The sequence below is a fragment of the Paenibacillus sp. FSL E2-0151 genome (assembly GCF_037993015.1).
Taxonomy (GTDB): domain Bacteria; phylum Bacillota; class Bacilli; order Paenibacillales; family Paenibacillaceae; genus Paenibacillus; species Paenibacillus amylolyticus.
Genome location: NZ_CP150308.1, coordinates 87,698 through 103,562 on the forward strand (window position 1 = coordinate 87,698; position 15,865 = coordinate 103,562).

The window sequence follows — 15,865 nt, forward strand, 5'->3', positions numbered from 1 at the left end:
CGAAACGAAACAAACGCGAATTAGAACATTCCTTTTTAGCTGAACTTGTGTTAAACAAGTTTCAATAAAAACGGTAGATTGCACGTACGATGGTATCGAATGGGAGCGACTTTTGGCTTTGCGCAAGCAAAACAAGGGAAGCGAGCAGTCGAAACCGGAGCACGAGGTTAAGCTACTAAGAGCACACGGAGGATGCCTAGGCGCTAGGAGCCGATGAAGGACGTGGCGAACAACGAAACTGCCTCGGGGAGCTGTAAGCAAGCTTTGATCCGGGGGTGTCCGAATGGGGAAACCCAGCTGGGGTAATTTCCAGTTACTCATAACTGAATACATAGGTTATGTAGAGGCATACCAGGGGAACTGAAACATCTAAGTACCCTGAGGAAGAGAAAACAATAGTGATTCCGTCAGTAGCGGCGAGCGAACGCGGAGAAGCCCAAACCAAAGAGCTTGCTCTTTGGGGTTGTGGGACGTCTCACATGGAGTTACAAAGGAACCGGTTAAGCGAAGAGGTCTGGAAAGGCCCGCCAAAGAAGGTAAAAGCCCTGTAGTTGAAAGTCTGTTCCCTCCGAGACGGATCCCGAGTAGTGCGGGGCACGTGAAACCCCGTATGAATCCGGCAGGACCATCTGCCAAGGCTAAATACTTCCTAGCGACCGATAGTGAAGCAGTACCGTGAGGGAAAGGTGAAAAGCACCCCGGAAGGGGAGTGAAATAGAACCTGAAACCGTGTGCTTACAAAAAGTCAGAGCCCGTTTTAGGGGTGATGGCGTGCCTTTTGTAGAATGAACCGGCGAGTTACGTTCCCGTGCAAGGTTAAGGTGAAGAGCCGGAGCCGCAGCGAAAGCGAGTCTGAATAGGGCGACTTAGTACGTGGACGTAGACCCGAAACCGGGTGATCTACCCCTGTCCAGGGTGAAGGTGCGGTAACACGCACTGGAGGCCCGAACCCACGCATGTTGAAAAATGCGGGGATGAGGTGGGGGTAGCGGAGAAATTCCAATCGAACTCGGAGATAGCTGGTTCTCCCCGAAATAGCTTTAGGGCTAGCCTCGGAAAACAGAGTCGTGGAGGTAGAGCACTGATTGGGTGCGGGGCCCGCAAGGGTTACCAAGCTCAGTCAAACTCCGAATGCCATAGACTTACTTCCGGGAGTCAGACAGTGAGTGCTAAGATCCATTGTCAAAAGGGAAACAGCCCAGACCATCAGCTAAGGTCCCCAAGTGTGTGTTAAGTGGGAAAGGATGTGGAGTTGCACAGACAACCAGGATGTTGGCTTAGAAGCAGCCACCATTGAAAGAGTGCGTAATAGCTCACTGGTCGAGTGACTCTGCGCCGAAAATGTAACGGGGCTAAACACACCACCGAAGCTATGGCTTGATGCTTTGCATCAGGGGTAGGGGAGCGTTGTATAAGGGTTGAAGGTGTACCGTAAGGAGCGCTGGACATTATACAAGTGAGAATGCCGGTATGAGTAACGAAAAGATCAGTGAGAATCTGATCCGCCGAAAGCCTAAGGGTTCCTGAGGAAGGCTCGTCCGCTCAGGGTAAGTCGGGACCTAAGGCGAGGCCGAAAGGCGTAGTCGAAGGACAACAGGTCGAAATTCCTGTACCACCGTAAGCCGTTATGAGCAATGGGGGGACGCAGTAGGGTAGTGACGCGGACTGATGGATGTCCGTCTAAGCAGTAAGGCTGATGTGTAGGCAAATCCGCACATTGTAAGGCTGAGCTGTGATGGGGAGCGAAAATTATAGTAGCGAAGGTCATGATCTCACACTGCCAAGAAAAGCCTCTAGCCAGGTGATGGTGCCCGTACCGCAAACCGACACAGGTAGGCGAGAAGAGTATTCTAAGGCGCGCGGAAGAACTCTCGTTAAGGAACTCGGCAAAATGACCCCGTAACTTCGGGAGAAGGGGTGCCCCGGTAGTGTGAATAGCACGAGGGGGCCGCAGTGAAAAGGCCCAAGCGACTGTTTAGCAAAAACACAGGTCTGTGCGAAGCCGTAAGGCGAAGTATACGGGCTGACGCCTGCCCGGTGCTGGAAGGTTAAGGGGAGTGGTTAGGAGCAATCCGAAGCTGTGAACCGAAGCCCCAGTAAACGGCGGCCGTAACTATAACGGTCCTAAGGTAGCGAAATTCCTTGTCAGGTAAATTCTGACCCGCACGAATGGCGTAACGACTTGGGCGCTGTCTCAACGAGAGATCCGGTGAAATTTTAATACCTGTGAAGATGCAGGTTACCCGCGACAAGACGGAAAGACCCCATGGAGCTTTACTGCAGCTTGATATTGAATTTGGGTACGATCTGTACAGGATAGGTGGGAGCCTTTGAAACGTGAGCGCCAGCTTGCGTGGAGGCAACGTTGGGATACCACCCTGATCGTATCTAGGTTCTAACCTGGTACCGTAATCCGGTGCGGGGACAGTGTCAGGTGGGCAGTTTGACTGGGGCGGTCGCCTCCTAAAGAGTAACGGAGGCGCCCAAAGGTTCCCTCAGAATGGTTGGAAATCATTCGAAGAGTGCAAAGGCATAAGGGAGCTTGACTGCGAGACCTACAAGTCGAGCAGGGACGAAAGTCGGGCTTAGTGATCCGGTGGTACCGCATGGAAGGGCCATCGCTCAACGGATAAAAGCTACCCTGGGGATAACAGGCTTATCTCCCCCAAGAGTCCACATCGACGGGGAGGTTTGGCACCTCGATGTCGGCTCATCGCATCCTGGGGCTGAAGTAGGTCCCAAGGGTTGGGCTGTTCGCCCATTAAAGCGGTACGCGAGCTGGGTTCAGAACGTCGTGAGACAGTTCGGTCCCTATCTGTCGTGGGCGTAGGAAATTTGAGAGGAGCTGTCCTTAGTACGAGAGGACCGGGATGGACGTACCGCTGGTGTACCAGTTGTTCCGCCAGGAGCACCGCTGGGTAGCTATGTACGGACGGGATAAACGCTGAAAGCATCTAAGCGTGAAGCCCCCCTCAAGATGAGATTTCCCAGTATGTAAGACCCCTTGAAGACGACGAGGTAGATAGGCTGGGGGTGGAAGTGCAGCAATGCATGGAGCTGACCAGTACTAATCGGTCGAGGGCTTATCCAATAGCAAGTTGTAATTCGCATGTTTCGTTTCGAATCTAGTTTTCAGAGAACGATCTCTGAAATGTAAGCTAAGCTATGCGTTTGGTGGCGATGGCGGAGGGGTTCCACACGTACCCATCCCGAACACGACCGTTAAGCCCTCTAGCGCCGATGGTACTTGGACCGCAGGGTCCTGGGAGAGTAGGACGCCGCCAAGCAAAGAACCACTGCCGATGTTATTCGGTGGTGGTTTTTATTATATAGTTTTATTATGCAGTATGGGATTAAAATACAGATTGAATTTGGTGATTTCTCAGCACAATAGGATGTATACAGGTAACGTTATTCGATACGAATTGACGTTTTTTTGCGTAATAACTAGACTTGTCCGCTCTGGAAAAACAGTTGTGTTCATCAGGCAATACACCTGATATAACCAAGTACTTTTCCTTGACAGTCTAAATATCGCTTTGCTAAGATGGCAATAATAAATTTTTCAGAAAACGTATTTTCGGCGTAAAATACAGCCTGGAATCTTCGGGTTTTGGACCGTAAAGCTGAGCAAACATAAGGAGGAACACTTGCGTGTGGGAAGATAAATTTGGTAAGGAAGGCCTCACCTTTGATGATGTATTGCTAGTGCCACGGAAATCCGAGACACTGCCTAAAGAAGTAGATGTATCTATTCGTTTGAGTGATACTGTAAAGCTAAATATTCCTTTGATCAGTGCGGGTATGGATACGGTAACTGAAGCGACATTGGCTATTGCCATTGCACGTGAAGGCGGTATCGGTATTATTCATAAAAATATGTCGGTTGAACAACAGGCAGAAGAAGTAGATCGTGTTAAGCGTTCGGAGAGTGGTGTTATTACGAATCCATTCTCACTGACGGCAGATCATCTGGTATCTGATGCGGAAGCAGTAATGGCGAAATATCGGATCTCCGGTGTACCTATTATTGAAGGAGATCAGAAGCTGGTTGGTATTTTGACCAATCGCGATTTGCGTTTTATCCATGATTACGGCATCAAAATTAGCGAAGTCATGACTCATGAGAATCTGGTTACCGCTCCTGTAGGCACTACACTTCAAGAAGCTGAAGGTATCCTTCAGAAGCACAAGATCGAGAAACTTCCATTAGTTGATGAGACAAACACGTTGAAAGGTCTTATCACGATTAAAGATATTGAGAAAGCCATTCAATTCCCTCATGCAGCCAAAGATGCTCAAGGACGTTTGTTGGTTGGTGCAGCGATTGGTATTTCCAAAGATACATTTGAACGTGCAGATGCTTTGGTACAAGCTGGTGTCGACCTGATTACGGTAGACTCGGCTCACGGACACCACATCAATATCATTGAAGCTGTACGTCAGCTTCGTGAACGTTTCCCTAGCCTGACCATCGTTGCAGGTAACGTCGCTACTGGCGCTGCCACTCGTGACCTGATCGAAGCAGGGGCTTCGGTAGTCAAAGTGGGTATTGGTCCAGGTTCGATTTGTACAACACGTGTTATTGCTGGTATTGGTGTACCTCAAGTAACTGCAGTGTACGATTGTGCAACGGTGGCACGTGAATATGGAGTTCCGATTATCGCGGATGGTGGAATTAAATATTCTGGTGAAATTACAAAGGCACTGGCTGCAGGCGCACACGCGGTGATGCTTGGAAGTTTGTTTGCCGGCACAGCAGAAAGCCCGGGAGAAACTGAAATCTTCCAAGGACGTAGCTACAAAGTATACCGCGGTATGGGTTCAATGGCTGCAATGAAACAAGGTAGTAAAGATCGTTATTTCCAAGATGATGACAAGAAACTGGTTCCGGAAGGAATCGAAGGTCGTGTCGCTTACAAAGGACCATTGTCTGATACGATCCACCAACTGATTGGTGGCCTTCGTTCGGGTATGGGATACTGTGGTACAAGTAACTTGGAGCAACTTCGTAACGATACAGGCTTTATCCGAATTACAGGTGCGGGACTGCGCGAAAGTCATCCGCATGATGTACAGATTACAAAAGAAGCACCTAACTACTCGTTGTAATCTGAAGAGAGTTAATCATTTCCAGGACAGGCTCGGTGATTTTCACCGGGTCTGTCTTTTTTTGCAGATATCCCTGTGATAGAATAGAACAAGCGGTGACGATCCATGGGTGGATTAAGGCGTTGCGACGGCTTTTTGACGTGAATCTATGAATATGGTTTTGAAAAGCAAATGCAGTGCCAGAAAAGGCTGCCAGGTAAACAGAAGCGCGGACGTCCTTTTACATAAGCATTTGCAAAATGCGGACTAAGTGACAATCGATAACGAACTTTAGGAGCAATAATATTGCTCGTTCGATACAGCGCATATAGCACACATCTCATACATCAAACACACAGATTAGGGAACAAGAAAATTGCAGCATAAGCTGCACTGAAGCAATTAACAATGCTTTGGATCGAAGGGAGTATTCATCATTGAAAGCCAAACACATGAATAAAAAGAAACGCCAAATGCTCAAAAAGAGCGTAGCCTCGGTAATGCTAATTAACATGCTTTGCATGTCTGCAGTAATGCCGGTCATGGCTGCTGCGGACAACTCCAGTCAGGTTCTGACTGCTACGGCAACAACAACAAAGACGGAAAAAGCCGTAAAGGTGCCTGGGGTAGACTCACTTGGGCTTGAAGTTAGATCTGCAGTGCTTATGGAAGCCTCAACTGGACAGATTCTACTAAATGTTGATGCGGATAAAGCGATGCCACCTGCAAGTATGACCAAGATGATGACAGAGTACATTGTCGCAGAACAGGTCAAACAAGGTAAATTTGGCTGGGACGATATTGTACCTGTTAAAAAGAATGCTGCACAAAGTGTCGGATCACGTATTTTCCTGGCAGAAGGTGACGAGCACACAGTTAAGGATCTCTATATTGCTATGGCTGTTGGCTCTGCCAATGATGCTACGGTTGCTTTAGCTGAGTATGTTGCCGGTTCCGAAGAAGCTTTCGTGAAAATGATGAATGATGAAGCGAAGCGTATGGGCATGAAGGATACCTTCTTTATCAACTCTTCCGGTCTCGATCGAGCAGATATGCCTGCTGATTTCCGCCCAGCTGAAGACAAGGAAACGGTGATGTCCGCTCTGGATGCTGCAATTCTATGCCGATACATCATTATGGATCACCCAGACTACAAAGAATTCACAACGATTCAATCCTACAAGTTCCGTCCCAATGATAAAGCTCCAATTATCAATTACAACTGGATGCTGGAAGCGAATAAAAATATAACCAATTTCAAAAGCTATGCGTATGAAGGTCTGGATGGAATGAAAACAGGCCATACCACGAACGCAGGTAATAACTTTACAGGTACAGCAGAACGTAACGGTATGCGTCTAATTAGTGTTGTTATGGGCACAGATTCGGAATCCGCACGTTTCAGAGAAACTAAAAAGGTATTGGACTATGGATTTAACAACTTTGAAGTGAAACAGGCTGTTGCAGGCAAGACCAAAGTGACGGGCTGGGAAGCGGTACCTTTGAAAAAAGGGAAAGAAACAACCGTTCCTGTTGTAACAGATAATGCGGTAAGTTTTGTTGTACCCAAAGGTACTCAGAACCTGAATGTGACGTTCAAAGCCAACGTAACTGAGGCTGACAAGTTGGTAGCACCACTCAAGGCAGGTACGAAGGTTGGTACGGTAACGTACACGTATAAAGCAGAGGGAATTGAGCCACAGGAAAAAACAGTGAACTTGATCACTGCTGAAGAGGCTGAAAAAGGCGGATGGTTCCGCTTGTTCTTCCGTGCTGTGAAGGATTTCTTTGTGGATCTTTTTGACGGAATCAAAAACCTGTTCTAACCCTTAGCAAACTTTATGGAATGAGTATGATCATGATTTTAATGTCTATCTGGTCATATCATTGACAAAATACAAGTTATTCCGACCGGATGGATTGTATATTTACAATTTTTCCGGTAAAATATCAAGTTAGAATTCACGTATGATGAAGTGAAAAAGTACAATGTTCGTTTACCGTATGCAAGATCGTGGCTGGTAAGAGAAGGGGAATGAGCGTATGAAGATCGGCGTTTTAGCACTTCAAGGAGCTGTCACAGAGCATATTCGAAGTATTGAACGTGCTGGAGCAGAAGGTATAGCTATCAAACAGGTTCAGCAATTGGAGGACTTGGATGGTCTTATCCTTCCTGGCGGGGAAAGCACGACGATTGGTAAACTGATGCGCAAGTATGGGTTTATGGATGCCATTCGGGCGTTTGCTGCTGAGGGTAAACCGGTATTTGGTACCTGTGCTGGCTTGATCGTTATGGCTAAACACATTGCAGGGCAAGAAGAAGCTCATTTGGAGCTAATGGATATGACTGTATCCCGAAATGCATTTGGACGGCAGAGAGAGAGTTTTGAGACGGATTTGCCAGTCAAAGGTATTGAGGAAACGGTAAGGGCTGTGTTTATACGAGCACCCTTGATCGAGAGTGTCGGAGACCAGGTGGAGGTTCTCTCCACATACAAGGATGAGATTGTTACGGCTCGTCAGGGACATTTGTTGGCTTGCTCCTACCATCCGGAATTGACGGATGACTATCGTCTGCATACTTATTTTGTAGACATGGCCAGATCCTACAAACACACGGTAGACTCTAAATAATGCATGATGTACAACCTATGATCTCCCGGTCATCGGATCACTTCACCAGAAGCCGTGTAAGGCCACTGGTTGGCAGTTGCATCTGAACGGATGCCTGATGTTGCCTGTATCTGCTTCATAGCGGGAATCGCAGCGGAGGGTGACAAGGGGGATATAGGTTGTTTTTTGGGTTACAGGTTCCGATAAGTATATAGTAAGGTGTATACAGTAGAGTTTTGAGAATGGATTTAACATAAGGCTTCACGTTGTGAGGTTATTTAGGAGGGGTATATCGTGCTTGATGTGAAAATATTGCGGAATGAGTATGCACGTGTAGAAGAAGCATTGACTAAACGTGGCAAATCGCTGGATCTTATCGCTGGATTTACCGAGATGGATGCCAAGCGTCGGGAGTTGCTTCAAGAGAGTGAAACACTGAAGAGCCGTCGGAATACGGTCTCTGCGGAAGTTGCTAGACTGAAGAAAAATCGTGAGAATGCTGATGATCTGATTGTGGAGATGCGCGAAGTGTCTGATCGAATCAAAGCCATGGACGAGGAAGTTCGGGAACTGGAAGTGAAGATCAATGATCTCACAATGGCGATTCCGAACATTCCTAACGAAAGCGTACCTATTGGAGCTTCTGAAGACGACAATGTTGAGATTCGTCGTTGGGAAGAGCCGAAGTCATTTACTTTTGCACCAAAAGCACACTGGGAAATTGCACAGGATCTCGATATTCTTGATTTTGAAGCGGCTGCCAAAGTAACAGGTTCCCGTTTTACCTTTTATAAAGGTCTAGGCGCACGTCTGGAACGTGCATTGATTAACTTCATGATGGATCTGCACAGCGATCAACATGGATATGAAGAGATTCTGCCTCCATACATCGTTAATCGGGACAGCTTGTTTGGAACAGGTCAACTGCCTAAGTTCGAAGAAGACCTGTTCAAGTTGAAAGATACCGAATATTATCTGATCCCTACTGCTGAAGTTCCGGTAACGAACTATCATCGCGAAGAGATTCTGAATGTAGATCAATTGCCTAAGCACTTTGTGGCATACAGCTCTTGTTTCCGCTCTGAAGCCGGTTCGGCTGGACGGGATACACGCGGCTTGATTCGTCAGCATCAATTCAACAAAGTAGAGCTGCTCAAGCTCTCTACTCCGGAGACTTCGTATGAAGAGCTGGAGCAAATGACTCAAAATGCGGAGCGTGTGCTTCAATTGTTGGGCTTGCCGTATCGCGTCCTGACATTGTGCACGGCAGATATGGGCTTCACTTCAGCTAAAACGTATGATATTGAAGTGTGGTTGCCTGAGAGCGACACTTATCGTGAGATTTCTTCGTGCTCCAACTGTGAGGACTTCCAGGCACGTCGTGCCAATATCCGTTTCCGCAGAGAGCCAAAAGCCAAACCGGAATTTGTTCATACATTGAACGGGTCAGGATTGGCGGTTGGACGGACGGTAGCCGCTATCCTGGAGAACTATCAACAGGAAGATGGTACGGTTGTCATTCCTGAAGCATTACGTCCTTATATGGGCGGTGCAAGTGTGATTGCACGTCGCTCTTAAGTAAGAGTTAGCTAACCATCCTCATCAGGGGAATACAAATTCAATCCGTCATTTTGGAATGGCGGATTGGAGTGTTTTGTATAACTGAGGCAGTTGTCTGATACGGAATTATCAATTTTAATATAAAAAGGTTGCATTATAATGTCGAGATGTGGTATGATACTTTTCGTGGCAAGTTTATAAAAGTTAATTCCCTGGAGAGGTACCGAAGCGGTCATAACGGGGCGGTCTTGAAAACCGTTAGGGGGCAACTCCACGTGGGTTCGAATCCCACCCTCTCCGCCATACTACACTTATAACAAGGATTCGAGCGATAACGCTCGGGTCCTTTTTTGCGTTGTGAGTTTGTCCAGCGTAGTGAGCATACAGGTTGGTGACCGATGTATACGTTGCTCAGTACAACGTTATATTTTGAATAAGGCTAATATGTATAAAAACATCTTCATCGCCGCACTTTATAGGAGTGGAGGTGGTAAGATGAACCGCGAGTTAAACATCGATCAGACAGAGCTTGTAGGGGCTTGGCAAGAACGTTTGCCTCAAGTCCTGAATGTTGGAGACCAGGCTCAGGTAATGGCCGATGAAGCCGATCAGCAGGCGATTCGGATACACATTGCTACAGCAGGGCACGAGATGTACTCTTTTGATTTCAAATGTGCATATGTCGATTCCCGTGAAGTCAGCGTACAGCTGATTGATGTGGAACGGGATGGACAAACGACGGATGAGCGTACAGAACCGATTCAGGAACTGGCTCACGATTATACACGGCACATTCATGAATGCGCCCAGTCGTTACAATCCCAGACGAGATAATAGCCTGAAATCTGAAGGAGTGAACTCAATTGACTAAAGCCAAAGCGGGAGTAGACAAAAACCTGCAAAATGTAGTCGATGATCTGGAGCAGCCTGCCGTAAACAGTCATCATGCCCAGCAAATTCAGCAAGATATTAATGATCGCCGTCATCAGGATGCACTGAATCATGACAAAACGGAAGATAGGGACCCATCCCATTCCTAACAATGATGAGGGGGCAATAATATGAGCAAACCAAAAACAATTCCCGTACCGGAAGCGCAAGCATCCGAACAGCATCGTCATTCATCCAAACGCTCTTCCATGCAGGAACCATTATCCGGTTCCAAAAAAGTAAAAAATCAAAATCATGTGGATCATTTGAATCCTCAAGGTTAATAGAAGAAACAGATTCACGCAAAAGTCCCTTGTTACCTAACAGGGGGCTTTTGCGTATTCATACATATATAAAGACAGGCACATGGTTATTCCCAAAGCTGACATAGGTCTTTGTAGCCATTTTAAAGAGGAAAGATCACATTTTTCCCAAATTAGGTTTCGGTATCTGGTGATATGGTATATCATTGGTATTGAATTACTTTTTTTTGGGGTTATCACGAGAGGAGAGAAACAAATGACTAAACGTATGGGGGCGCTTCTTCTCACGTTGCTGTTGACCGTATCTATGGCATTGACAGCATGTAGCAGCAAGCAGGAACCAAAAGAGGCATTGAAGACGGCTGCAGCCAATGCTTCCAAATTGACTTCGTATGAAATGAGTTCTAATTTCACCATTAATGAATTGAGCTATAAACCTGGGGATGCTTCACAAACTGATCCTACCATGACTCAGTTTATGAGCATGCTGAAGGATGCTCAGTTGAATGTAACAGGTGTATACCAAAGTGAGCCAATGCAGACAGAGATGACTCTTGGCATCGAGCTTAAAGGCGACATGGGTATGACCTTTAACATCCCAATGGTGATGACGGCAGAGAAACTCTATGTGAAAGTGCCGAATATTCCGTTCTTCCCGATTCCGGAGAATGTTGTTAACAAGTTCCTGGAGCTGGACCTGAAAGAACTGGCTGAGCAAGAGGGTACAGAATGGAACCCTGATGCTATGGACGCAGCCAAAACGCAAAAGCTGAGCAACGAAGTCATGGACGCAGTGCTGAGCGAGTACGATCAAGCTAAATTCTTCAAAAATCTAGACACCAAAGATGCAAAACTTCCTGAAGGTGTAGATGCGAAGCAAGTTGTACAATTCTCGGTGAATAATGACAATGTTAAAGAAGCAGTTACTGTACTGGTAACAAAAGCTATGCCTAAAGTATTGGATATTATTTCCAAAGAGGAATATCGTGAAATGCTGCAAATGGATCAGGCTGATATCGACAAAGCTAAAGAAGATCTGAAGATCACTGAAGCAGATCAGGCTGAAATGGCTAAAGACTTGGATAAATTGAAAGATGTTCTGACAATCAACCAATTCAACATCGATTTCGCATTGGACAAAAACGACTTCCCTGTATATCAAAAGATGGTCGCTGATGTGCTGATCAAGCCAGAAGATACAAAAGACGAAGTGAAATTGGCATTTACCGGTTCCAATACGTACACTAAGATTAACGAAAAAGCAGCATTCAAAATCAACATCCCTACTGGCGATGACGTAATTACTATGCAAGAGTTCGAAGAACTGATGAACGCTTCATACGGATACTAATCTCGCTGAGTTCAAACCGTCTGTGATTCAAGTGAAGGATAATCTCCTTCCGCTTGGGTACAGGCGGTTTTTTTAGTTAGACAGCGCAATAGGGGATATCCGCAAAATAATTGATCTTTGAAGTTGAATCGTGGCTGGTGATCTATATAAATAAAACCGCACTCTCTCCTACATAGCTAGGGTAGTGCGGTTTTGTACATTAAATTTGTATATTTTTGAATTGGAATGCAGACGGTTGAGAGGATACGTTTCTTCTTAATTAGTTTGCAAGTTCGTCCAAGTCTTCAGCAAGTACAGCATAGATCTGATGATCCTGATATTTGCCGTTGATCTTGAGGTATTTGCGCGCAGTACCTTCAAACTGGAATCCGTTCTTCTCCAGTACGCGCTGTGAACCTTTGTTGGAGGGCAATACTGCAGCCTGAATCCGATTTAACTTTAGCGCACGGAAGCCATAAGCTACGGCCAGTTTAACCGCTGCTGTCATTCGTCCACCACCCTGATAATCTGGATGGATAAAGTAACCCATATCCGCATAATTGGCAACGCCCAATACGACATTATTGATACTTACTTGTCCAATCAACAGGCTGTCTTTAATGGTATAGATTCCAAATTGATATCCTGTACCTTCTTCTGCTGCTTTGACCCGATCCTCAATCCGCCGAGTCTGAGCATCCAGTGTATAAAAATCATTCTCTCGCACGGGTTCTACAGTCTGGTATGGGACGCGTGTGATCTGAATCAGGTCCAAATAGGACTGTGTATCCTGGGGTGTGAGCAACCGAAGGCTTATGCCATTGGCTGTATCATAGAGTGTTAGTGCCATTACAGCACACTTCCTTTCTAATTGGGATGTTTGTAGTCGGTGACTACTTTAACTTTTGGCGCAGACTTCTGAAAAATTGAGTTAGCATCGTGGAGCATTCAGGTTGGAGAATATCCGCAATAACCTCGGTGCGATGGTTAAAACGCGGCTCCTGTAACAGGTTCATCAGTGTACCTGCACAGCCTGCCTTGGGATCAGCCGTACCATAGATTACGCGGGGGACCCTGGATTGTACAATTGCACCTGCACACATTGGACAAGGTTCCAATGTGACGTACAGAGAACAATCCAACAAACGCCAAGCTCCGATGGTCTCGCTGGCCTGACGAATAGCCACCATCTCTGCATGGGCGGTGGAATCCAGTGTAGTTTCACGCAGATTGTATCCCCGACCAATAATTTGGTTATTTTGTACGATTACAGCTCCAATCGGCACTTCCCCAAGAGCTTCAGCCTTGTAGGCCTCGGCAATGGCCGCTCGCATCCAGTGCTCATGTTGAGCCTCTTCAGATAAATTCCCAAGATCGGGCTGGGGAGAATGGTCATTCATAACTATATAACTCCTTCCAAAATCGTTTATTCAGCGAACAAATATTCGGGTTGTTAACATGTTGTGTATAGAATTGTGGATAACCGTGTAGTTGCTCACATAGTTATAAACAAACTATCCACAAGCCTGTGGGTATGTGGATAAATATAGTGATTAATTTCATTGTAGAGTTCGAAAATGCAAAAAACAACGAATTTCGAGCTTTTCAGTCATTCGGTAACTTTTGGACACAGGTCAATTATCCTTTTCAAAAAGACATACAAGCGTTATGATGGAGATAGGTTTTGCCATATATCGCCAGAGGGTACAAGCCGAGAGGTGAACAAAAAAACTTGTCTATTAAAACGAAATTATCCATGATTATGTCGTGCTCAGTGCTCGTTATTTTAGTGTTGAATATCGCACTGAGTTATTATACTACAGAAGAGAATCTGAGGCAGGACAGTGAAACCAAGATGGTGCTCACTGCAAAGCAGATTGCAATTGCTGTCGAACAGAATCAATACAGTTCGGATTATGTAAAACGGCAGATTGGAAACAATCTGTGGCTTGCTGCTGTCATGGCAGCGGAAGAATTGGACCCGGATATTAATAATATCACAAATGAAGAACTTGTACGCTTGAGCCAAAAGGTCGGCGTCTCACATATTTCGTTAATGGAACAGACGGATGATGACATCGTTGTTAACCGCTCCTCAGATCCGAGAGAAATCGGGCTGTCCACCAAATCCATGACTTATTGGTATCAGGCCTTTAAGCAATTATTTGAAAAACAACAGGTGACGATTCCCCAAGGACAGAAGTTGGAGCATTTCTGGTCAGATGGATTCGAATATTCGACATCCAGTCCTTCGGATATTGATATCTGGGGTTACTACCATGATGGAAAGAGAAACTACATAATCAATCCCTTCTATAATAATACGGAAGTTGATGACTATGTGAAAATCTCTAGTCCGGATGAGATTTTAAATAAAATTCGTGAGGTCAATCCCTCCATTCTGGAGATTACAGGCATCAATCCGTTGACTTTTGGCAGCCCGAACATGGGTGATGACGGAAGAGATTCGAACTTTAGCAAGTTGAATAACAGACCGATTCGTTTTGGTACATACCAGTATGGTTCTACGGATGAGGATCATCGTGCTGTGGTGCGCGCCATTCGAACAGGGCAAAATGTATCTTTTGTCAGTGAAACGCACGAACAGAAGGTACTGAAGAGTTTTATTCCCATTTTCACACCCAATCAGTCTTCCTATGTGATCAGTATTGTCATGGACTATAAGCAAATATCCTCCATGGTATCTGAGCAGTTGGTGAGCCATGCCTCCATATCGTTGGTTTTGCTGGAGATTGTGATCTTTGGCAGCTATTTGCTCGCAGGGTATATTACACGTCCGATCCAATCCATACTGGGCAAAGTGAATGATGTAGCGGATGGGCACTTTGATTTCCGTCTGAAAGTACGGAGGAAGGATGAACTTGGCCAACTGGCCAATCGTATTAATGCCATGATACGTAATCTGGGCCATTATACGAGTCGTCTGAAACAGATGTATGAAGAGAATCGGGCGGTGAAAGAACATCTGGAGTCCATTATCAATCAGACAGCGGACGCCATTCACATTACGGATCTTGAAGGAAAAGTGCTGCGGGTTAACCGCGCATTTGAACAATTATATGGCTTTCGAAGTCGTGAGGTGGAAGGTCGTAATCTGAAGATCATCCCGCCAGAGGCAGAAGAAGAAATGAAACGTCAGCATGCCCAACTCGTTGAGGGGATGTCCATTACGTCCAACGAAACCACCTGGATGAAGAAAGACGGAACCCGAGTAGAGGTCAGTGTCAGTACGGCTCCGGTACGAGACGAGGCTGGAGAGATTACCGCGCTCATTAGTGTCTCCAGGGACATTACAAGCCGTAATCGGATGGAAGAGCTGCTGAGACGTTCTGAGAAGCTAACAACCGTGGGCCAGCTTGCAGCAGGTGTGGCACATGAGATTCGTAATCCACTGACCACGCTGCGCGGATTCCTGCAGTTACAGCAAGAGAGCAACAAGCTGAATCATCGTCATCTGGATCTGATGTTATCGGAGCTGGATCGAATCAACCTTATTGTTGGTGAATTTTTGATTCTGGCGAAACCGCAGGCGGTTCATTTTCAGAATCGGGATATTCGTTTTATTCTTGGCGATGTCATCTCGTTACTGGATAGTCAGGCGCATCTGCATGGTGTAGAATTTGTACTGCGTGCCTCATCCGATTCGGCTATGGTACACTGTGAAGAGAACCAGTTGAAGCAAGTATTCATCAATTTGCTGAAAAATGGTATGGAGGCCATGCCAAATGGAGGAAACATCCACATCAAGCTCAAGCATGACGAGCAATCGAAACGCGTCAGAATTGAGATCAGGGATGAAGGGATCGGTATCCCGGAAGAGATGATGCCCAAGCTTGGGGAGCCTTTCTTTACGAATAAAGAGTCTGGAACAGGGCTTGGCCTGATGGTCAGTCAACGCATTATTCAATCACATAAGGGCATGATGGATATTAAAAGCGTCATGAACAAGGGAACAACGGTTATTATTGAACTGCCTGCATCCGAGCAACAACCGGAAGTTATTGAGGTAGATCAGGTAACAGATGACACACTTACAGATGAAGAGAAATAGATGAGG

General features: G+C 46.1%; 11 protein-coding genes, 1 tRNA gene and 2 rRNA genes. 12 read left to right on the forward strand and 2 right to left on the reverse strand.

Features of this window, described 5'->3' with window-relative positions; all coding sequences use genetic code 11:
• Positions 1 to 165: 165 nt before the first annotated feature.
• The 11 genes from MHI55_RS00420 to MHI55_RS00470 all read left to right on the forward strand — a co-directional run bounded on the left by MHI55_RS00420 (position 166) and on the right by MHI55_RS00470 (position 11,808).
• A 23S ribosomal RNA gene (locus MHI55_RS00420) occupies positions 166 to 3,091 on the forward strand.
• A 79-nt stretch (positions 3,092 to 3,170) separates the two neighbouring features.
• A 5S ribosomal RNA gene (rrf, locus tag MHI55_RS00425) occupies positions 3,171 to 3,287 on the forward strand.
• A 367-nt stretch (positions 3,288 to 3,654) separates the two neighbouring features.
• Positions 3,655 to 5,112, forward strand: coding sequence for an IMP dehydrogenase (guaB, locus tag MHI55_RS00430; RefSeq protein ID WP_036607306.1), 1,458 nt, complete (start codon positions 3,655 to 3,657; stop codon positions 5,110 to 5,112).
• A 416-nt stretch (positions 5,113 to 5,528) separates the two neighbouring features.
• Positions 5,529 to 6,917, forward strand: a complete 1,389-nt coding sequence (locus tag MHI55_RS00435) for a D-alanyl-D-alanine carboxypeptidase family protein (protein ID WP_340388285.1) — start codon at positions 5,529 to 5,531, stop codon at positions 6,915 to 6,917.
• Between the two features lie 217 nt (positions 6,918 to 7,134).
• The gene (gene pdxT, locus MHI55_RS00440) at positions 7,135 to 7,725 is read left to right on the forward strand and encodes a pyridoxal 5'-phosphate synthase glutaminase subunit PdxT (protein ID WP_036671585.1); all 591 of its coding nucleotides are present in this window, start codon (positions 7,135 to 7,137) and stop codon (positions 7,723 to 7,725) included.
• Between the two features lie 273 nt (positions 7,726 to 7,998).
• On the forward strand, positions 7,999 to 9,282 hold the full coding sequence (gene serS, locus MHI55_RS00445) for a serine--tRNA ligase (protein ID WP_076254817.1): 1,284 nt from the start codon (positions 7,999 to 8,001) through the stop codon (positions 9,280 to 9,282).
• Positions 9,283 to 9,478: 196 nt separating this feature from the next.
• Positions 9,479 to 9,567, forward strand: a tRNA-Ser gene (locus tag MHI55_RS00450).
• A gap of 192 nt (positions 9,568 to 9,759) precedes the next feature.
• Positions 9,760 to 10,098, forward strand: a complete 339-nt coding sequence (locus MHI55_RS00455) for a hypothetical protein (RefSeq protein ID WP_076254819.1) — start codon at positions 9,760 to 9,762, stop codon at positions 10,096 to 10,098.
• 29 nt (positions 10,099 to 10,127) lie between these two features.
• The gene (locus tag MHI55_RS00460; RefSeq protein ID WP_017691325.1) at positions 10,128 to 10,304 is read left to right on the forward strand and encodes a hypothetical protein; all 177 of its coding nucleotides are present in this window, start codon (positions 10,128 to 10,130) and stop codon (positions 10,302 to 10,304) included.
• 21 nt (positions 10,305 to 10,325) lie between these two features.
• Positions 10,326 to 10,478, forward strand: coding sequence for a small acid-soluble spore protein P (locus MHI55_RS00465; protein ID WP_036607296.1), 153 nt, complete (start codon positions 10,326 to 10,328; stop codon positions 10,476 to 10,478).
• A 235-nt stretch (positions 10,479 to 10,713) separates the two neighbouring features.
• Entirely contained in the window at positions 10,714 to 11,808 is a 1,095-nt protein-coding gene (locus MHI55_RS00470) for a hypothetical protein (RefSeq protein ID WP_340388287.1), read from the forward strand.
• Positions 11,809 to 12,067: 259 nt separating this feature from the next.
• Here MHI55_RS00470 and MHI55_RS00475 read toward each other — a convergent pair whose 3' ends face one another.
• Both MHI55_RS00475 and tadA read right to left on the reverse strand, forming a co-directional pair.
• Positions 12,068 to 12,637, reverse strand: a complete 570-nt coding sequence (locus MHI55_RS00475; RefSeq protein ID WP_340388289.1) for a GNAT family protein — start codon at positions 12,635 to 12,637, stop codon at positions 12,068 to 12,070.
• Positions 12,638 to 12,680: 43 nt separating this feature from the next.
• A complete protein-coding gene (gene tadA, locus MHI55_RS00480) occupies positions 12,681 to 13,187 on the reverse strand; it encodes a tRNA adenosine(34) deaminase TadA (RefSeq protein WP_340388291.1) in 507 nt (168 codons plus the stop codon).
• 332 nt (positions 13,188 to 13,519) lie between these two features.
• Between tadA and MHI55_RS00485 the strand changes: the two genes are divergently transcribed.
• Positions 13,520 to 15,859, forward strand: a complete 2,340-nt coding sequence (locus MHI55_RS00485; protein ID WP_036607315.1) for an ATP-binding protein — start codon at positions 13,520 to 13,522, stop codon at positions 15,857 to 15,859.
• Positions 15,860 to 15,865: the final 6 nt, after the last annotated feature.

Excerpts from the sequence above, each read along its gene's own strand:
- pdxT (WP_036671585.1), top strand. The coding sequence starts at position 7,135 with ATGAAGATCGGCGTTTTAGCACTTCAAGGAGCTGTCACAGAGCATATT.
- MHI55_RS00475 (WP_340388289.1), bottom strand. The coding sequence starts at position 12,637 with ATGGCACTAACACTCTATGATACAGCCAATGGCATAAGCCTTCGGTTG.
- MHI55_RS00465 (WP_036607296.1), top strand. The coding sequence starts at position 10,326 with ATGAGCAAACCAAAAACAATTCCCGTACCGGAAGCGCAAGCATCCGAA.
- MHI55_RS00455 (WP_076254819.1), top strand. The coding sequence starts at position 9,760 with ATGAACCGCGAGTTAAACATCGATCAGACAGAGCTTGTAGGGGCTTGG.
- MHI55_RS00470 (WP_340388287.1), top strand. The coding sequence starts at position 10,714 with ATGACTAAACGTATGGGGGCGCTTCTTCTCACGTTGCTGTTGACCGTA.
- tadA (WP_340388291.1), bottom strand. The coding sequence starts at position 13,187 with ATGAATGACCATTCTCCCCAGCCCGATCTTGGGAATTTATCTGAAGAG.